Here is a 19174-nt window from a genome sequence, read left to right as displayed (position 1 = left end):
GGCGAAAAGGGACCGCGCCCGAAGGCCATCCCATGAATAGGCGGTCTTCGAGCGCGGTTCCTTTGGCTTTGCTATTCGGGTTTCACCAGCGGGAAGAGGATGGTCTCTCGGATACCGAGTCCGGTGAGTGCCATAAGCAACCGGTCGATTCCCATGCCCATCCCGCACAGCGGCGGGAGGCCGTACTCCATCGCGCGCAGGAAGTCCTCGTCGAGCGGCATCGCCTCGGCGTCGCCCTTCGCGGCCAGTCTGGCCTGGGCCTCCAGTCGCTCGCGCTGGATCACCGGGTCGATCAGCTCCGAATAGCCGGTGCCAAGTTCGAAGCCGCGGATGTACAGGTCCCATTTCTCCGCGAGCCCGGGAGTGGTGCGGTGACCGCGCGTGAGCGGTGAGGTCTCCTCCGGGTAGTCGAAGACGAAGGTCGGCTCGTGGAGGTGGTCGGAGACCAGCATCTCGAACAATTCCTCGGCGAGTTTCCCGGGTCCCCAGAGGGGGTCGACGCCGAGTTCGACTTTGTCCGCGTAAGCCCGGAGCGTCTCGAGCGGGGTGTCGACGGTCACGGTTTCCCCGAGCGCTTCGGAAAGGGACCCGAACACGGTGATCTCGGCCCACTCGCCGCCGAGATCGTACTCGGTGCCGTCCGCGAGAGTCACCGTCTCGGAGCCGAACACCGCGCGCGCCGCACCTTGAATGAGCGACTTGGTGAGCCCGGCGATCGTGCGGTAGTCGCCGTAGGCCTGATAAGCCTCGAGCATCGCGAACTCCGGCGAATGCGACGAGTCCGCGCCCTCGTTGCGGAAGTTCCGGTTGATCTCGAATACGCGGTCGATACCGCCGACCACGCACCTTTTCAGATAGAGCTCGGGCGCGATGCGCAAGTAGAGGTCCATGTCGTACGCGTTCATGTGCGTCACGAACGGCCGCGCAGTGGCCCCGCCCGGCTGCACCTGCATCATCGGGGTCTCGACCTCGATGAAGTCGCGGTCGTCCAGCTGCTCGCGGAGCGACCGGATGACCTTGGCGCGGTTGCGGGCGTTCGCGCGGGCCTCGGGGCGGACGATGAGGTCCACGTACCGCTGGCGCACGCGCGTCTCCTCCGCGAGCGGCTTGTGGGCCACCGGCAGGGGCCGCAGGGCCTTCGCGGTGATCTCGAAGGAGTCGGCCATGACCGACAGCTCGCCGCGCTTGGAGGTGACGACCTCGCCGGTGACGCCGATGTGGTCGCCGATGTCGGCCAGGCGCTTCCAATCGGACAGGCGCTCCTCGCCGATCTTGCCTTGGGAGAGCATCACCTGGAACTCGGTGCCGTCGCCGTCGCGCAGGCGCGCGAAGCAGAGCTTCCCGGCCGTGCGGACGAAGATCACCCGTCCGGTGGTGCCCACGGTGACGCCTGAGGACTCGCCGTCGGCGAGGCCCGCGAACTGCTCGCGCAGCTCGGCCAGCGTGTGGGTGCGCGGGTAGCCGAGCGCGTAGGGCTCCTTGCCTTCCGCGAGGAGGGCGGCGCGCTTCTCGCGCCGGATCTGCATCTGCTCGGGAAGGTCGTCGGTGCTGTCTGCGTGCTGCTCGTGCTCGGTCACGTCTTACAGGGTAAATGCCGCCCCTGCGCGGCGGCATGCGAGTTTCCCCTCATCGCGCCGTGTCACACCGCGCGCCGCGGCCGGGAGCGGCCGTAGGGCATGCCCCTTCCCACCCGCATCCACCTCCGACCGACCGGATAAATGCGATCACCCTCCCACACGGGTCCGACATCGAACAGCACGCGAGTGCTGCTCACGCCCGCCGGGCGGGCCGCTATTCGGCCAGGATCGGCCGCTCGATCGCGAACGCCGGGTAGCCGACGACGCGCTCGGGCCCGCCCACCGTGTCCGCGGACGTGGCGAGTGCGAGCTGGCGCGGGCGGCGGCCGGTGGCGTCGGCCCAGGCGAGCGTGGCGCGCAGCGCGAAGACGCCGCAGGCGTGCTGCGGGGCGATCTCGCGCGGACGCAGGCTCCGGATGGCCTCGGCGGTGACGGCGTCGATGCGCTGCGCGGTGGCCTGGTCGTGGTAGTGCGAGAGGTCCGTGGAGCAGATGATGACCGAGTCCTCGCCGGCCTCCTCACGGAGGGCGCTGATGAGCCTCGCGCCGTCCGGGGACTGGCCCATGCCGAACGCGACGGGCGTGATCTCGATGTCCGGGCCAAGCGCGACCTGCAGGAACGGCAGCTGCACCTCGAGCGAGTGCTCGGCCTCGTGCGGGAGGCGCGAGGATCCGACCACGCCCGTGGCGGCCACCTTGACCTCGCCCAGCGGGGTCTCCCAGCGCGCGTACGGCGCGGCGGCGTGTCCGCGGAGCGGGTAGTGGTGGGAGGGGCCGACGAGGACCACGCGCTTGACGCGGCCGCGGTGGACCGCGAGGCGGGCGTAGACCTCGGCGGCGACGGGCCCGGAGTAGCGGTGGCCGGCGTGCGGGGCGATGTAGGCGGCGGCGAGCGGTTCGCTCACCGGTCCGGCGGCGTCGATGAGCCGCTCGATGTCGGCGCGGAGCAGCCCGGGGTCGGCCGGGTAGAAGCGTCCGGCGACGGCAGCGGGCCGTACGGTGTCTGATTTGATCGAAGGCATCGCAGGTCTTCCGGTGGTGGTTCCTATGGTCGGTGTGAAGGCTCTGGTCGGTGAGCCGCAATATCGTCGTGTGCCGGTGCTCGTCTGGTTGACGGCGGGGCGATGCGGATCGGTTGCCGCTTGGGACCCCAGTCTCCCGCCGGTCCGTCGAAAACTCCGGGAACGTTCGCGCCGCAACGGCCGCACTGTCCGCTATCCGACACTGCATACCGGTCAATTCGGTACCAATCACGCACGATGAGGGCTTCGCCACAACTGGAGCAGGTCGTGGTCTGGCCTTCGGGGTCGTGCACGTTGCCGGTGTAGACGTGGCGCAGGCCCGCGTCGCAGGCGATGCGCCTGGCCCGGCGGAGTGTCGCGACCGGGGTCGGCGGCACGTCGCGCATCTTGAAGTCCGGGTGGAACGCGGTGAAGTGCAGCGGCACGTCGGGTCCGAGGTGCTCATGGATCCACGCGCATTCGGCGGCGATCTCCGCATCCGAATCGTTGTGCCCGGGAATGAGCAGCGTGGTGATCTCGGTCCACACGTCGGTCTCGTGCACCAGGTATTCGAGTGTGTCGAGGACAGTCCTCAGTGAAGCGAACGCGATCTTGCGGTAGAACTCCTCGGTGAACGCCTTGAGGTCGATGTTCGCGGCGTCCATGTGCGCGTAGAGCTCTCGTCGCGCTTCAGGTCTGATGTACCCCGCCGAGACCGCCACCGCTTTGAGCCCGGCCTCGCGGGCCGCGTCCGCGCAGTCCGCGGCGTATTCGAGGAACACCGTGGGGTCATTGTAGGTGAACGCGATCGACCTGCAGCCCAGGCGCTTCGCGGTGGTGGCGAGGGTCTCGGGCTCGGCCTCCGAAGCGAGCGTGTCGATCTCGCGGGACTTGGAGATGTCCCAGTTCTGGCAGAACCGGCAGGCCAGGTTGCATCCGGCGGTGCCGAAGGAGAGGACGGGCGTGCCGGGCAGGAAGTGGTTGAGGGGCTTCTTCTCCACGGGATCGATGCAGAACCCCGAGGAGCGCCCGTACGAGGTGAGCACGATCTGGTCGCCGTGGCGGGCCCGCACGAAGCACAGGCCGCGCTGTCCCTCGCGCAGGCGGCAGGCGCGGGGGCAGACGGTGCACTCGAGGCGGCCGTCGTCGAGGGCGCGGTGGAAGCCGGTGCCGACGGTGAACTCGTCGGCCCCTGCGGTCCGTGGCCTACGGGGAGTGAGGGTGGCCATACTCACTACGGTAGCGCCCGCTCCGTTGCCGGTGCGTTTCGGCATCGACACGAGCGGTGCGCACGCGAAAGGGGCCGCCCCGAGCGATCGGTCTGCTCGGCGCGACCCCTACCGGTCTCGACCGTTGCGGGCCTGTGTGCGGCCCGGCGGTACTAGTTCAGGCGCTCGCCGGTGTTGGCGTGGAAGACGTGCTCGTGGCCCGGCTCGGGGACGACGTACACGGTCTCGGCCAGGCGCGGCACGTTGGCCGACTCGGTCCGGACGACGAAGCGCTCGGAGTCGCCGTTGTACGCGGCGTGGCCGTACACGTAGGCCTCCGAACCCAGCTCCTCGACGAGGTCGACCTCGATCGGGATGCCGCCGGAGCCCTCGGTGCCGAGCTTGCAGTGCTCGGGGCGGATGCCGATGGTGACCTTCTGGTCGCCGCCGTCCTGGGTGGCGGCGTCGCGGACCTCGCGCGAGAGCGGGAGGGTCACGTCGCCGAACAGGCCGCCGGCCTCGGTGAGGCTGACGGTCTTCAGGTTCATGGCCGGGGAGCCGATGAAGCCGGCGACGAAGGTGTTCTTCGGCGCGTCGTACAGCGTACGAGGAGTGTCGCACTGCTGGAGCAGGCCGTCCTTCATGACCGCGATGCGGTGGCCCATCGTCAGCGCCTCGACCTGGTCGTGGGTGACGTAGACGGTGGTGATGCCGAGGCGCTTCTGGAGCGAGGCGATCTGCGAGCGGGTCTGGACGCGGAGCTTGGCGTCGAGGTTCGACAGCGGCTCGTCCATGAGGAACACCTGCGGCTCGCGCACGATGGCGCGGCCCATGGCGACGCGCTGGCGCTGGCCGCCGGAGAGGGCCTTCGGCTTGCGGCCGAGGTAGTCCTGGAGGTCGAGGAGCTTCGCGGCGTCTTCCACGCGCTGCTTGATCTCGGCCTTCGGCATGCGGCGCAGCTTGAGGGCGAACGCCATGTTGTCGAAGACGGACATGTGCGGATAGAGCGCGTAGTTCTGGAAGACCATCGCGATGTCGCGGGACTTCGGGGGGAGGTTCGACACGTCGGTGTCGTTGATGAAGATCGAGCCTTCGTCGACCTCTTCGAGGCCGGCGAGCATCCGGAGGGAGGTGGACTTTCCACAACCGGAGGGGCCGACGAGGACGAGGAATTCGCCGTCCTGGATCTCGATGTCGAGCTTGTCGACGGCGGGCTTCTCGGTGCCCGGGTAGATGCGCGTGGCACCGGCGTACGTCACTGTGGCCATGATTATGGTCCCTTTCACTGGCAGGCACGTGCCAGACGATCCGTAGTAAAAGGCGGCTTTTCATCACAGACGGGACCTCGCCGGAGCGGCGCGACCCTGCGCTGCGATCACGACCGCGTGATGCGGAGCACCGTGCGGTCGTGAGGTGAGCCTAGCCGCGGGGGAATGCCTTTGCCAAGTCGCTGCCGAACGTTTGTCCGGTTTACTGGGAAGGTTTACCGAAACGTTATTCCACCCGCATGGCCTGCAGGAGCCCCTCGTCGCCGGCCACGTCGCAGATCCCGAAGGGCAGCCGGCCCCACAGCGCGAGGGCGATGTCCGAGGCCGAGCCCGCCGCGCGGGCCTGCAGTTCGGTGCGCGAATCGGGCTGGTCGAGCAGCGCGACCCGGCCGTCCCGCAGGCGCACGAACCAGGTCGCGTCCGCGTCCTGCGCGAACAGCTGCACCAGGCCCGAGGCCTGCGGATGGGCGCCGCGGCGGGCGCCGACGGGCAGGAACGCTTCGAACACTTCGCTGATCGCCTCGGCGGCGAGCGCCACGGGCACGGGCGCGGTGGCGCCCACGGCCATCTGGACGTCCCAGCGGGCCAGCCCGGTGGCGACGGCGACCCTGCGGTGCCAGAACTCGCCCCGCCACTCCACGGGCGCCCACGTCCACGCCGGCGAGTCGGCCCCGCGCGCCTCGATCGCGTCGAGCACGGACGCCAGCGCCTGGTCGTACACGTCGAGCACGGCGGTGCCCTCGGCGGTCACCGGTGGCGGCTGCGGGAGGTCCTGGTCTGCTGAGGGGCGGGTGAAGAGGGCTTCGACGGCCCAGCGGTATTCGCGGGCGAGTTCGAGGAGGATGCCGGCGACGGTGGAGTCGGGGCGGGAGGGGGCGACGCGGTCGAGGACTTCGGGTCCGCACGCCGAGCGCAGGCCTGCGGCCTCGGTCTTCAACTCGGTGAGGTAGTCGGTGATGCGCAGCTTAGCCATGGTGACCGCCGTTCCTCGTAGCCTGCGTAAAGCTTAGGCTTTCCGGTGTGACACACGCCAGTCCAACGCCGCGCGAGCAGGCTCCGAACGGCCCGGTCCCGGGCAGGTCCCTCAGCGAGTACACGACGCTGAGGATAGGAGGTCCGGCCCGCGAAATGATCGAGACCCGCCACTGGTCGGAGGCCGTCGCGGCGATCCGCGGGGCGGCCGGTCCGACGCTGGTGCTCGGGGGCGGCTCGAACGTCGTGATCGGCGACGCGGGCTTCGACGGGACGGTGGTGCTGCTGCGCGGCGAGGGCATCGAGGAGGTCGGCCCCGAGCTGTTCCGGGTCCAGGCCGGTCATGTGTGGGACGATTTCGTCGCCTGGACCGTCAGCAACGGCTTCTCGGGTGTCGAGTGCCTGAGCGGGATCCCCGGTTCGACCGGGGCGACCCCGATCCAGAACGTGGGCGCGTACGGCCAGGAGGTCGCGCAGACCATCGCGGCGGTGAAGGTGTGGGACCGGGAGGCGGACGAGATCCGCGACTGGTCGCCGGCGGAGTGCGGGTTCGCGTACCGCCGCAGCGTGTTCAAGCACTCGGACCGGTACCTGGTGCTGAGCGTCGACTTCCGGCTCGCGGAGGGCGAGGAGTCGGAGCCGATCGCGTATGCGGAGCTGGCGAAGCGGCTTGAGGTCGAGGTGGGCGACCGGGCGCCGGTGCATCTGGTCCGGGAGGCGGTCCTGGAGCTGCGCCGGGGCAAGGGCATGGTGCTGGACGAGGACGACCACGACACGTGGAGCGCCGGTTCGTTCTTCACGAACCCGATCATCGACGCGGGGGCGTTGCGCAAGGTGGCCGAGCGGGCCGGGGGCGAGCCGCCGCACTGGCCTGCGGGTGAGGGCCTGGTGAAGGTCTCGGCGGCGTGGCTCATCGGCGCGGCCGGTTTCGAGAAGGGCCACCGCAGGGGCGAGGCCGGTCTTTCGACGAAGCACACCCTCGCATTGACGAACCGCGGCGGTGCGAGCGCGGCCGATGTCCTCGCGCTCGCCGCGGAGGTGGCCGACGGTGTGGAAGCGGCGTTCGGCGTCCGCCTCCACCCCGAGCCGGTGATGGTCAACGCGGAGCTGTAAACCCCGCAGGCTCAGTCCCGCAGGCCGATCCGTTCGTGGAGGCGCCGCAGCGGGGGCGGGGCCCACCAGTTCCACCGGCCCGTGAGGCGCATGAGCGCGGGCAGCAGTATCCCGCGGATCACGGTGGCGTCCACGAGCACTGCGAGAGCCATGCCGAGGCCGAGCATCTGCAGGAACACCATGTCGCCGGTCGCGTATACCGCGAAGGAGAATGCCAGCACGGCCGCCGCGGCGGTCACGAGCGGCGCGGACCGCTGCAGGCCCGCCGCGATCGAACCGGTCCGGTTCCCGGTGCGGTCGTACTCCTCCTTGATGCGCGAGAGCATGAACACCTCGTAGTCCATGGACAGGCCGTAGGCGATGCAGAACATGAGGATCGGGATGCTCGGCTCGAACGAGCCCTGCGGGGTGAACCCGATGAGGCCGGAGAGGTGCCCGTCCTGGAAGACCCAGATCATGGCCCCGAACATCACCGCCAGCGAGAGTCCATTGAGTATGGTGGCCTTGACGGGCGCGATCACGCTGCCGGTCATGAGGAACAGGATCACGAAGGTGACGAGGACGATGAGGCCGATCACCAGGGGCAGCCGGTCGAGCAGCGCGTCGCGGAAGTCCGCGAGGTCGGCAGGGTAGCCGGACACCGAGGTCGTGAACCCGGCGTCGACGGCGCGGACGTCGCCGACCAGTCCGTACGGGTCCTCCCGCATCACCTCCATGGTCGGTACCACGGAAAGCCAAGTGGCACCGTCGTTCTCGGTGAAGCGCTCGGTGTCTCCGGGCGCGACGGCGATGCCGTCCACGAAGCGTCCGAGGCCGGAGTCGACCTGCGCAACTCCATCCACAGTCGACAGTTCGACCGCATACGATTCCAGCGCTTGCGCCTCGGCCCCCGCGACGAGGATCTGGAACGCGTCGGTCTCCTCGGCTGCGAACCCCGCGGTCACCTGGTCGGTGACCACCCGGCTCGCCGCGTCCTCCGGCAGCACCCGCTCGTCGGCGACCCCGAAACGGACGCCCAGCATCGGCGACGCCAACGTCAGCACCAGGACCAGCGCGGCACCGCCCCAGAGGAGCGGACGGCGCATGACCGCGGACGCGAGCCGGAACCACCGGCCCGCCTCGACCGGCCGGGCCGGACGCGCGCGCACCACCCGTCCGCCCCAGACCGCCAGGGCCGCAGGCAGTACGACCACCGCGCCGAGGAGCGCGGCGAGCGGCACGACGATCCCCGCGTACCCGAAGGACTGCAGGAACGGGAAGGGCATGAGCAGCAGCACCGACAGGCTCGCGGCCACCGTGACGGCGCTGAAGACGACCGTGCGGCCCGCGCTGGCCACGGTGCGGGCGACCGCCTCGGCGCGGTCGTGCCGCACCGACTCCTCCCGGAAGCGGTTGACGATGAACAGGCAGTAGTCGACGGCCAGGCCCATGCTCATGACCAGGATGAGGTTCGCCGCGAACGTCGAGACCTCGGTCATCGCCGCGACGGCGCGCATGGCGGCCAAGGAGAGTGCGAGCGCGAAGATCCCGACGCCCAGGGTCAGAAACGCCGCGGCCGGGCGCCGGTAGAGGACGATGAGCAGCACCAGCATCCCCGGGATGATGATCGCCTCGGCGAGCACGAAGTCCTCGCGGGCCAGCTCGGCGGCCTCGCGGAACATCTCGTCGGAACCGCCGACCGCGACGGCGAGCGTCCCGTCGTCCCGGGCGAACCTCTCCTTCAGTTCAGGAATGAGTTCGGCCCTGACATACGTGACGTCGCCGGGCACGTAGGCGGTGATGAGCGCCTGGGAGCCGTCCTCGGAGCGCAGCGCGGGAGAGTCGGTGTCCCAGTAGGAGTCGACGGTCGCGATGCCGTCGGCGGCGGCCAGCTCGGCGGCGAGGGCGGTGCCGGCGGCGGCGCTCGCGGCCGAGTCCACGTCGCCGTCCGCGGCGGTGACGAGCAGCAGGAAGTTGGCGCTGCCGACGCCGAAGCGCTCGTCGAGTTCGTCCCCGGCGACGATCGACTCGGAACCGGGCGCTTCGAAGCGGGAGAGGACGAGCGCGTTCATGGTGCCGGAGCCGATGAAGGCGCTGGCGAGGAGGACGAGGAGTGCGGCGAGGAGCAGGATGCGTCTGCGGTGCACGGTGAATCGACCGAGGCGGTGCATGGGGTCTCCGACTGGCTAGACTTGAGAATGCGAGTGAGCACTCGCAAATAAAAATACGAGCGATCGCTCGTAATTTCAAGCCGGAGATTGCATCGTGCCCGACGACACAGCGAAGCCCGAACGAAAACGCCAGGCCAGAGGCGAGAAGCGCATCGAGGAACTGCTCGACGCCGCCGCAGCGGTCTTCGCCGAGCGCGGCTACAAAGCCGCGGGCACGAACGAGATCGCCCGGCGCGCGGGCGCCTCCCCGGGGACGCTGTACCAGTTCTTCCAGAACAAGGACGCCATCGCCGAAGCGCTCATGGCGCGGTATGTGGCCCGACTCCGAGCGGCCCACGGCGAAGCCTTCGACCCGGCCGTGGCCGAACTGCCGCTGCCGGAGATGCTCGACCGCACCATCGACCCGGTCGTCGCCTTCGACCGCGCCAACCCGGGGTTCTACGCGCTCATGTCGGACCCGCACCTCTCACCGGAACTCGCCGGCGCGAAGAAACCAGCCCAGAAGCTCATGTTCCAACGCCTCGACCAGATCCTCGAACGACGAGCCCCCGACCTCCCGGCCGAACAGCGAACCCGCACGGCGGAAGTCGCGGTCCACCTCTTCAGGGGCCTGCTCCCCCTCATCATGAGCGCGACCGAGGACGAACTGCCTGCCATAGTCACCGAGACGAAGGAAGTCCTCTTCAACTACCTGTCGCCCCGAATCGATCCGGATGCAACGCCGCAGCGCAATACGCGCACGCGAGGCCAAGGCGATTGAGGCTCAACCGCTGTCGGGTCATCAATGGGCACCGATGCCAGGCAGCACGGCACTTCCTGAAGATCTGCCGCTCTAGCGGAGGAGCGCCGCCGCTTCCATTGCCGCATAGGTGGCGATGACGCCCGCACCGGCTCGCTTGATGCTGGTCAGGGACTCCAGGATCGCCGCGTCGCGGTCGATCCAGCCTCGCTCAGCCGCCGCCACGATCTGGGCGTACTCGCCGCTGATGTGATACGCCGCAACGGGAACCGGGCTGCGCTCCGCGGCGGCCTTTACGATGTCGAGGTACGGCAGCGCGGGCTTGACCATGACGATGTCCGCGCCCTGCTGGATGTCCAAGTCGATCTCGTGCAGCGCCTCGGTCACGTTCGCGTTGTCCTGCTGGTACGTGCGGCGGTCGCCCTGGAGCTGGGACTCGACCGCGTCGCGGAACGGACCGTAGAACGCGCTCGCGTACTTCGCCGCGTACGCCAGGAGACCAGTGTCGGTGCGGCCCGCCTCGTCAAGGGCCGCACGCACATAACCGATCTGGCCGTCCATCATCCCCGAGGCGCCGAGCAGGTCCGCGCCCGATTCCGCAAGGGCCACACCCATCTCGGCGTACCGCACCAGCGAAGCGTCGTTGTCCACAGTGCCGTCCGGGCGGAGCACGCCGCAGTGGCCGTGGTCGGTGAACTCGTCGAGGCACAGGTCCGGGATGACCACGAGGTCGTCGCCGACCTCCTCGCGGATCACCCGCGTCGTGACGTTCAAGATGCCGTTCGGATCGGTTGCGGCCGAACCGATCGCGTCGCGCACCGCCGGGATGCCGAAGGGCATGAGCCCGCCGATCCCGGCCCGCGCGGCCTCGACCGCGAGCTTGCGGATCGAGTCCACCGAATGCTGGTACACGCCCGGCATCGAGGCGATCTCGACCGGCTCGATCAGGCCCTCCTTGACGAACACCGGCAGCACCAGGTCCGCGGGATGGACGCGCGTCTCGGCCACGAGACGGCGAAGGGCCGCAGTGCGTCGCAGCCTCCGAGGGCGGATGACCGGGAACTCGGGACTGTTCGGCACTGCGACCACTTCCTTACTGTCTTCGTTAACGGAACCTCAGGGCCGTCGGCCCCTGGATCTTCTGGCCCCGGCGGGTCTTGATCGGGCCCTCGGCCAGGCGCTGCTTCAGCTCCATGGCGTACTCCGCGAGGGCCTCGATGAGGTCCGGGACGGAGGCGTTGTCCGGCTTGGCGTCCACGCGCAGACCGAACTCGGTCGCCGTGTCGGCCGTCGCCGGGCCGATGCACGCCACCACGGTGCGCTGGTGCGGCTTGCCCGCGATGCCCACGAGGTTGCGCACCGTGGACGACGAGGTGAAGAGCACCGCGTCGAACCCGCCGGACTTGATGGCGTCGCGGATGTCAGCGGCCGGCGGCGACGCGCGCACCGTGCGGTACGCGGTCACGTCGTCGACCTCCCAGCCGCGCTCGGTCAGGCCCGAGACCAGGGTCTCGGTCGCGATGTCGGCGCGCGGCAGCAGGACCCGGCCGACCATGTCGAGGATCGGGTCGTGCGGCGGGAAGACCTCGAGCAGGCCCTCCGAGGACTGCTGGCCGGTCGGGATCAGCTCCGGCTCGATGCCGAACTCGCGCACGGCGTTCGCGGTGGCCTCGCCGATGCAGGCGATGCGCAGCCCGCCGAACGCGCGCGCGTCCAGGCCGTGCTCCTTGAACTTCTCCCAGATCGCCTTCACCGAGTTCTGGCTGGTGAACACGATCCACGCGTAGCGGCCGTCGACCAGGCCCTTGATGGCCCGCTCCATCTGAGCGGGCGTGCGGGGCGGCTCGACGGCGATCGTCGGCACCTCGCACGGGATCGCGCCGTACGCGCGCAGGCGCTCCGACATGATGCCGGCCTGCTCCTTGGTGCGCGGGATGAGGACCTTCCAGCCGTACAGCGGGCGGCCCTCCCACCACGCGAGCTCGTGCCGGTCGTCGACCCCGGGGCCGATGGTGAGCACGACCTGCCCGGCATAGCCGAGCGCAGCCTCCACAAAGGTGTCCACAGAGGACGTCGTGGTGTACTCGGTCTCGCCGGTCGCGTCGCCCGTGACCGCAACGGCGGTCTCACCCGAGACGCCGCCCGCGAGCAGGATGTCCCGCAGGCTCGACAGGTCCGAGACGTCGGCGGTGACGGTGAGGCTGCCGCGCTTGATCGCGTCCGCGATCATGAGCGGCTCGATGGAGGCGATGTCGTCGATGTCGATGACCGTGCGGATCTCCCCCGGAGGCATCCCCGCGTACACGGCGACGGCCTGCGCGTGGCTCATGCCCGGGATGACCTCGAAGCGGGCCTGCTCGGCGCTGGCGGCCCTGATCTCGGCCTTGGCCAGCCGGTTCGGGTACGCGTCGCCGACGATGAGGCGGGCGATGTTCTCGCCCTCGCGCGCGGCGGCGGCCATGAGCTTGCCCTGGTCGCTCGGGGAGGACTCGATGAGCTTGATCCGCGAGTCGTCGCCGTTGAGCTCCTTCGCGGTCTCGATGAGCGACTGCGGGAGCGACCGGTCGTAGTAGACCCGGTCGGCCTCGCGGATCGCGTCGAGGGCGCGCTTGGTCAGCAGTCCCGGGTCGCCTGGGCCGGTCCCGACGAAACGCACGCGGCCCACCGGCTTACGGGCACTGGTCATGTTCTCTCCATCAACAGTCGTCTAGAGCTTGGGTCTAACTTCAATAGTTGCTCGGCACCGGCTTCGAGGAGGTCCTCGGCCAGCGCTCGCCCCACGGCGGCGGCCCGGGCGGCCATTTCGGCGGCGCCCGCGTCGCCTGTGTCAGGGAGAGCGGCGGTGGTCGAGAGCCGCTCGATGACGGAACCGTCCTCGGCACCGACGGCCCCCCGCAGATACAGGTCGACCTCGTCTGGCGAAGCGCCTTCGGCGACATCGGCGAGTGCGGCGACGGGAGCGCTGCATCCGGCTTCGAGTCGTTGCAGAAGGGCGCGTTCGGCGGCGACGGCGGCCTGTGCGTACCGGTCGTTGAGCTTACTTGAGATCCGCGCAGATGTCATGTCGGCTTTGCGGCATTCGACCGCCAATGCCCCTTGTGCCGGGGCGGGAAGCATCACTAGCGGGTCCAGGTATTCGGTGATCTCCGCCTGCCGTCCGATGCGCTTGATGCCTGCGGCGGCGAGGATCACCCCATCGAGGTCGTCGCCGACGCGGCCGATGCGGGTGTCGATGTTGCCGCGGATCGGCACGCACTCGAAGCCGCGCCCCAGGGCGTTCAGCTGTGCGATGCGCCGGGGCGAACCGGTCCCGATCCGCGCGCCCGGCCCCAGGTCGGAGAGGGTGCGGCCGTCGGAGGCGACGAGCACGTCCCGGGGGTCGGCGCGCGGGGGCACCGCGATGACGAGGTGCTCGGGCTGGGCCGTGGGCAGGTCCTTGTACGAGTGGACGGCGATGTCGATCTCCTCGCGCTCCAGCGCATCGCGCAGCTGGTTGACGAAGACCCCGACGCCGAGCTGGGCGACGGGCACGGTGGTGCCGTCTCCTGTGGTCTTGATCTCGACGAGCTCGACCTGCTCCCCCGTGAGGCGCGTGATCTCGTCCGCGATCATGCCGCTCTGCGCGAGCGCGAGCTTCGATCCCCTGGTCCCGATTCGGATCACAGGTGGTTTCCCTTCCTAAGGCCGGCGGCGCGAAGGCGCTCCGGGCTGCTGCGGGGCAGTGCCGAGGGTGTTGCGTGCTTCGGTCGCGAGGACCGGATTGATCTTGAGGGCTTCCGCGAGGTCGCCGCTCTGCGGTTCGGCGACGGCGGCCGCGTCGAGCGCGAACAGGTCGCGCAGGGCGCGGGCGTAGTCGGGCGCGCCGGGTTGCCCGGCGAGTTCCCGGACGCGGACGGTGGGCTCGTGGAGGAGGCGCTGCACTACGCGGTGCACGGTGCGGGCCACCTCGGCGCGCTGGTCGTCGGTGAAGTCGCCGCGGCGGGCGACGCGGGAGAGCTCGGCCTCGACGATGTCGGCGGCGGCCGAGCGCAGGGCGGCGACGGTGGGCGTGACGGCGTCCGCGCGCAGGCTCTCGTTGTAGGCCGCGATCTCCTCGGCGAGCAGGGCTTCGACTTCGGCGAGGGTGTCGGCGGCGGCTCCGGCGGCGTCGGCTCGCTGGATCTCGGCGATGTCGACGACGTGCACGTGGTCGAGCCGCGACACCTCCTCGGCCACGTCCTTGGGGAGGGCGAGGTCGCAGACGACGAGCGGCGCGGTGCGGCCCGCGAGGTGGACGGCGCGCAGCACCGGCTCGGGCGAGGAGGTCGCGCACACGAGCAGGTCGACTTGCGCGGCAAGGGAAGTGAGGTCGTCGTAGGCGGCGGTCTCGGCGTCCCAGACGGACGCGAGGCGTTCGGCCTTCTCGTGGTCGCGGTTGGCGACCTTGAGGGAGGTGACGCCCGAGCGGGCGAGGGTCGCGGTGGCGAGGCTGCCCATGGCCCCGGCGCCGACGACGGCGGCGCGGGCCTGGGTGAGGCCGTTGGCGAACCCGGCGCGGGCCAGTTCGCGCTCGGCGAGCTCAAGGGCGGCGGTGACGACGGAGGGCGCGGCGGCGTCCACGTCGGTCTCGGCGTGGATCCGCTTGCCGACGCGCAGGGCCTGCTGGAACAGCTCGTGGAGGTGGCGTCCGACCTGGTCGGCCTCACGGGCGGTCTCGTAGGCGTCGCGCAGCTGGCCGAGGATCTGCGGTTCGCCCGCGACCATGGAGTCGAGGCCGGCGGCGACCCGGAAGGCGTGGGCGGCGGCGTCGGCGCCGTGGCGCACGTACCCGCAGGAGGCGAAGTCGAGCTCCGCCTCGGACTCGTTCAGGCCCCAGACGCGGTGGAGCTCGTCGACGATCGCGGAGAGGCCTCCGTGGAAGGTGGCAGCGGTGGCGTAGACCTCGACGCGGTTGCAGGTCGAGAGCACGACGGCTTCGCGGACCTCGCCGCCGCTCAGGAGCGAGCGCGCGAGATCGGCGGCGGCCTCGGGGCCCACCGCGAGCCGTTCCAGGGTCTCCACCGCGGCACTGCGGTGCGAGATGCCCACTACCAGGAGGTTCACTTCACCGTTCCCGTCTCTCGGCCGTACTCTCTCACGTCCCCGCGAGCGGGCGGCGTGACTGCTTGACCTCTGTGTTCGTCCGGCCGATGGTCTTGTGGTGTTCGTGGAAGGAGAGGATCTGCAGCTCGACGGCCAGGTCGACCTTGCGGACCGCCACGCCCTGCGGCACGGCGAGAACACATGGCGCGAAGTTGAGAATGCTTGTGACACCAGCATCTACGAGTAGGTCGGCCACGTGTTGCGCGGCTGCGCCAGGTGTGGCGATGACCCCTATGTTGATGCCTTCGTCACGTACCGCGCCGGCCAGGAGCGCCACGTCGCGCACCAGGATCCCGTCCAGGTCCTTCCCTATGATGCCCGGGTCGGCGTCGAAGAGGCCAACGATGTCGAAGCCGCGTTCGGAGAACCCGGGGTACCTGGCCAGGGCTTGGCCCAAGTGGCCCAGGCCGATGATGGCCACGCGGGAGTCTTTCGTGAGTCCGAGCACACCCGCGATGTAGGCGGCGAGCGCGGCCACGTTGTAGCCGACACCGCGCATCCCGGAGGCCCCGAGCTGGGAGAGGTCCTTGCGGAGCATCGCCGAGTTGACGCCCGTGGCGGCCGCGAGGGTTTCGGAGGAGACGGTCTCGACGCCGGACTCGCCCAGCGAGCTGAGCGCCCGCAGGTACTCGGGCAGGCGCCTGACCGTCGCGGCCGGGAGGTCGGCGGCCGTTGCGGGAGGGCCGCTGGGGGCCCGGTGGTCAGTGCCTTCGCCGGTGGTCGTCAATGGTGGAACTCCAGGTCCGCTAGTTCCGCGCCGCCGTTCACCGGCGCGCAACCCAGCTTAGGAGGTGGACCGTGGGGGAGCTCGCACAGGCGGCGCTAACCCGCGCCGGACGCGACTCGGCGGCTCGCGGGACCGGTGCGGTACACCCCCGTAACACTGGGCGAAGCCCAGCTGTACCGAAAGCCGGTTCCCGGCGAGCCGCCGTCCGGATTGATTTTGCCCTAAAAGACCGCTGATGCCCGTAAATCAGTGTTTTTCGGCGCGTCGTCCCCGGCATCACGAATTCGAGGAAGTCTCGAGATCGCGTTTCAGGCGCGGCACGTCGACGTCCCAGTAGCTGTGCTCGCGGCCGTCGAGCAGCACCACGGGCAGCCGGTCCCCGTATTCGCGCGCCAACGCAGCGTCATCGGCGACGTCGATCTCGGTGAAACCGAGGCCCGCCTCGCGCGCCACCCGGCCGAGATCGGCGCGCGCGGCGCCGCAGAGATGGCAATCCCTTGTAGTCAACAGCGTCAGCCTGTTCACCCTGCTCCCTCCCTGGATCAGAAGATCGCACAATCTGTGCGACACCCTCCGTCATTCCTCGATCACTATTGAGCCAGAACCGGTCCGCGAACGCGGACCTCCAAACATTTGGGGAGGTAATGGTGGGATTCCGCCCCCGCGAAGAAGGGTACGTCGGTGCGCCGGGCGAACGCCGACATCATCCGCAGCCAAGCCGTCACCGAACGCGACACGCCGAACGCAAATCCGCGTCGGCGGCCTTCCTGATTTCTAGACTCAGGCGGGTCAGTCCCTGCGGGACCCGATCGCATGACTCGGCCCGACCCCTCACACGAGGAGGCCACTAGTGCCCGGTATTGCACCAGCAATGGTGACGACGTACGCGAACCACACCGCAATGCTCACGGCAGATTTCGCCCCTTACCTGAATGCAACCGCCGTCGCCGAGACCCTGGTGCGGCTGCCCGCCCCGACCTTCGAGCGGCTCCGGCAGGCCGTCTGGACGGTCCTGAGCCTCGACACCGGCACCGCCGAGCAGCACCACGTGCGCTCCGGCGCCGGCGCCGCGGGCGGCGCCACCGAGGCCGCCGGCCCCGACCAGCACGACCCGAGCACCGACCAGGTCGACGGCGACGAAGTGGCCGACCTGGTGGCACGCGCCCAGGACGGCGACCCGAGCGCCTTCGGCGAGATCTACGACCGCTACAGCGAAACGGTCTACCGCTACATCTACTTCCGCGTGAACAACGCCCAGCTGGCGGAGGACCTCGCCTCAGAGACGTTCCTCCGGGCACTGCGCCGCATCTCCAGCTTCAGCTGGCAGGGCCGGGCCTTCGGGGCCTGGCTGGTGACGATCGCGCGGAACCTCGTCGTCGACCACTTCAAATCGGGCCGGTACCGGCTCGAGATCGTCAAACCCGACGTCCTGGGGACCGACTCCCCCGAGACGGACCCGACCACCTCCCCCGAGACCGCCGCGCTGGAGAAGCTCACCAACGCCACCCTCCTCACCGCGGTCAAGAAGCTCAACCCCGACCAGCAGGAGTGCATCGTCCTGCGGTTCCTGCAGGGGTTCACCGTCGCCGAGACCGCCCGCACCATGGGCAAGAACGAAGGCGCGGTCAAGGCCCTGCAGTACCGGGCCGTGCGCACCCTCGCCCGGCTGCTGCCGGACGGCTTCCGAGGCTGAGCACATTTATGGCTCCGCGAGCGGTCGCCAAGGCGGGCGGGGCGTTTCCGATCCCTTTCCCATTCCCTTCTCCGACGGCTCAGGCTGCTGTCGGAAACCCGACAAAATCCCGTCTCCGCGGGCACCGACCCGCGAACCCGTCATCAATGATCGGCCGGACCCTACCCGGCCGGACCGACACTGCCAGGTCAGGGCCGTTCACCGGCCCTCTGCCGCCGTGGAACCGCGCTGCGAGGCGGACAAAGTGGTCCGCGTCGCAAGGTTCTCGGCGAACCGTAACCTCAGGGGCTACTCGTGCGTTGTTCTCAGTACAGGAGCAGGATCCATGCAGTGAGAGGGGGTGTGCCCGGTGACTTTGAACCCTATGGAGCGCCGCCGCGCGGAGGAATTCGCACGGCTGCTTGACTCCGAGGAACCCTCCCTCCCTCACCAGCACAGCGCTGACAAATCGACCGCGACAGTGCACACGGATGCCGCGGAAGCGTTCGCCGAACTCGTCGGCGTCACCGAAAGACTCGGCGGTCTCGGCGAGCAGCTCATGGCCGCCAGCCGGCCGTCGCAGCAATGGCACGACGCCACCAGGCGGCGGCTCATGGCCGTCGCCGCAGAAGAAGGCATCGGCGTCACCGCCCGGGCCCGCGCCAGCGCCGCCGTGCCCGAGACCAAGCGGGCGCCGGTGCTCGACGACATGTTCCCGCGCCGCCCCCGCGGCGGGCGCCGCCTCGCGATCGTGGCGGCCCTGCTCACCGGCACCGTGGCCGTCTCCGGGGTCTCAGCGGCCTCAGGGGACGCGCTGCCGGGCGAGACGCTCTACGGGGTCAAGCGCTCCACCGAGCGGGCGCAGCTCGCTCTGGCGGGCAACGACCTCGGGCGCGCGCAGCTGTACCTGGAGTTCGCGCGCACGCGCATCCAGGAGGCCACCGAGGTCGTCGGCGACGACGCGGCTGTCGCCAGCGCGCTGAGCGACGCCACGGGCGAACTGCGCAGCGGCACCGCGCTGCTGGGCGAGGTCGCGGTGGAGAGCGGCGACCCGGCACCGCTCGACTACGTGGACCTGTTCACCAACGAGCACCGCTGGGTGCTCGAGGACCTGGTGGCCGAGCTCGACGGCGAGGCGCTGACGGCCGGCGAGGAGCTGGTCGCGGTGCTCGAGGCCGCGGCGGTCCGCTCGGTGGAGCTGCGCGGCGCGCTCGACTGCACCGAGTCCGGCGGCGAGACCGACGAGCTGGGCCCGATCCCGGGCTCGTGCGCGAAGGACTCGATGGACGCGACGGCCCCGGTCGAGCCGAGCGGCGCCAACGGCACCGAGAGCGGTACGGCGGAGACCGGCGACGGCGAGTCGACCGGCGGGGCCGACGGCGAGTCGGAGCCCGCGACGGGCGACCAGCCCGCCGACGGCACCGAGGAACCGCAGACGGACCCGGCGACGGGCGGCGCGAGCGACCCGGCGACCACCAGTGATCCGAGCAGCGAACCCGAGGACGAGGACGTCCTCGGCGAACTGACCGGAATCCTCTCGGACCTGTTCGAGTAAGGCGGCGCCCTTCGGGGTATGCCGGTCGGACCGATGTCGGACCGATAAATTGCGGCTTCCGTGAACGCTTGC

Annotated in this window: 16 protein-coding genes; 4 read left to right on the top strand and 12 right to left on the bottom strand. The window is 69.9% G+C overall.

The features are described 5' to 3' along the window. Nucleotides 1-71: 71 nt before the first annotated feature. From lysS to AB0I03_RS14280, 5 genes are all read right to left on the bottom strand, one after another. On the bottom strand, nt 72-1526 hold the full coding sequence (gene lysS / locus AB0I03_RS14300) for a lysine--tRNA ligase (protein WP_360412215.1): 1455 nt from the start codon (nt 1524-1526) through the stop codon (nt 72-74). 265 nt (nt 1527-1791) lie between these two features. Further along, the gene (gene amrB, locus AB0I03_RS14295) at nt 1792-2598 is read right to left on the bottom strand and encodes an AmmeMemoRadiSam system protein B (RefSeq protein ID WP_360411835.1); all 807 of its coding nucleotides are present in this window, start codon (nt 2596-2598) and stop codon (nt 1792-1794) included. Nucleotides 2599-2621: 23 nt separating this feature from the next. Beyond that, nucleotides 2622-3806, bottom strand: a complete 1185-nt coding sequence (amrS, locus tag AB0I03_RS14290) for an AmmeMemoRadiSam system radical SAM enzyme (protein WP_360411832.1) — start codon at nt 3804-3806, stop codon at nt 2622-2624. A 152-nt stretch (nt 3807-3958) separates the two neighbouring features. Beyond that, nucleotides 3959-5053 carry a sn-glycerol-3-phosphate ABC transporter ATP-binding protein UgpC gene (ugpC, locus tag AB0I03_RS14285; protein ID WP_360411829.1) on the bottom strand — a complete coding sequence of 365 codons (1095 nt, stop codon included), beginning with the start codon at nt 5051-5053 and terminating at the stop codon, nt 3959-3961. A 226-nt stretch (nt 5054-5279) separates the two neighbouring features. Continuing rightward, the gene (locus tag AB0I03_RS14280) at nt 5280-6026 is read right to left on the bottom strand and encodes a hypothetical protein (protein WP_360411826.1); all 747 of its coding nucleotides are present in this window, start codon (nt 6024-6026) and stop codon (nt 5280-5282) included. A gap of 47 nt (nt 6027-6073) precedes the next feature. Here AB0I03_RS14280 and AB0I03_RS14275 point away from each other — a divergent pair, with 47 nt between their 5' ends. Next, nucleotides 6074-7138 carry a UDP-N-acetylmuramate dehydrogenase gene (locus tag AB0I03_RS14275; protein ID WP_360411823.1) on the top strand — a complete coding sequence of 355 codons (1065 nt, stop codon included), beginning with the start codon at nt 6074-6076 and terminating at the stop codon, nt 7136-7138. Between the two features lie 11 nt (nt 7139-7149). Here the strand turns inward: AB0I03_RS14275 and AB0I03_RS14270 are convergent, their stop codons facing one another. Continuing rightward, nucleotides 7150-9288, bottom strand: a complete 2139-nt coding sequence (locus AB0I03_RS14270; RefSeq protein WP_360411820.1) for an MMPL family transporter — start codon at nt 9286-9288, stop codon at nt 7150-7152. Between the two features lie 94 nt (nt 9289-9382). Between AB0I03_RS14270 and AB0I03_RS14265 the strand changes: the two genes are divergently transcribed. Continuing rightward, nucleotides 9383-10048: a TetR/AcrR family transcriptional regulator gene (locus AB0I03_RS14265; protein ID WP_360411817.1), complete on the top strand. Its 666-nt coding sequence runs from the start codon at nt 9383-9385 to the stop codon at nt 10046-10048. 72 nt (nt 10049-10120) lie between these two features. Here the strand turns inward: AB0I03_RS14265 and hemB are convergent, their stop codons facing one another. From hemB to AB0I03_RS14235, 6 genes are all read right to left on the bottom strand, one after another. After that, complete coding sequence (gene hemB / locus AB0I03_RS14260) at nt 10121-11107, bottom strand: porphobilinogen synthase (protein ID WP_360411814.1); 987 nt, start codon at nt 11105-11107, stop codon at nt 10121-10123. A 25-nt stretch (nt 11108-11132) separates the two neighbouring features. Then, nucleotides 11133-12713, bottom strand: a complete 1581-nt coding sequence (locus AB0I03_RS14255) for a uroporphyrinogen-III synthase (RefSeq protein WP_360411811.1) — start codon at nt 12711-12713, stop codon at nt 11133-11135. After that, entirely contained in the window at nt 12710-13690 is a 981-nt protein-coding gene (gene hemC / locus AB0I03_RS14250) for a hydroxymethylbilane synthase (protein WP_360411808.1), read from the bottom strand. Before hemC ends, AB0I03_RS14255 begins: the two co-directional genes overlap by 4 nt. A 15-nt stretch (nt 13691-13705) precedes the next feature. Then, complete coding sequence (locus AB0I03_RS14245) at nt 13706-15109, bottom strand: glutamyl-tRNA reductase (RefSeq protein WP_360411805.1); 1404 nt, start codon at nt 15107-15109, stop codon at nt 13706-13708. A 31-nt stretch (nt 15110-15140) separates the two neighbouring features. Then, nucleotides 15141-15875, bottom strand: a complete 735-nt coding sequence (locus tag AB0I03_RS14240; protein ID WP_360411802.1) for a redox-sensing transcriptional repressor Rex — start codon at nt 15873-15875, stop codon at nt 15141-15143. Between the two features lie 276 nt (nt 15876-16151). Continuing rightward, nucleotides 16152-16400: a glutaredoxin family protein gene (locus AB0I03_RS14235; RefSeq protein WP_360411799.1), complete on the bottom strand. Its 249-nt coding sequence runs from the start codon at nt 16398-16400 to the stop codon at nt 16152-16154. Nucleotides 16401-16746: 346 nt separating this feature from the next. Here AB0I03_RS14235 and AB0I03_RS14230 point away from each other — a divergent pair, with 346 nt between their 5' ends. Further along, complete coding sequence (locus AB0I03_RS14230; RefSeq protein ID WP_360411796.1) at nt 16747-17568, top strand: ECF subfamily RNA polymerase sigma factor, BldN family; 822 nt, start codon at nt 16747-16749, stop codon at nt 17566-17568. Between the two features lie 460 nt (nt 17569-18028). Next, nucleotides 18029-19102 carry a DUF5667 domain-containing protein gene (locus AB0I03_RS14225; protein ID WP_360411793.1) on the top strand — a complete coding sequence of 358 codons (1074 nt, stop codon included), beginning with the start codon at nt 18029-18031 and terminating at the stop codon, nt 19100-19102. Nucleotides 19103-19174 lie beyond the last annotated feature (72 nt).

This window comes from Glycomyces sp. NPDC021274, assembly GCF_040641195.1.
GTDB lineage: Bacteria > Actinomycetota > Actinomycetes > Mycobacteriales > Micromonosporaceae > Glycomyces.
This window is presented reverse-complemented; position numbering and strand designations above follow the sequence as displayed.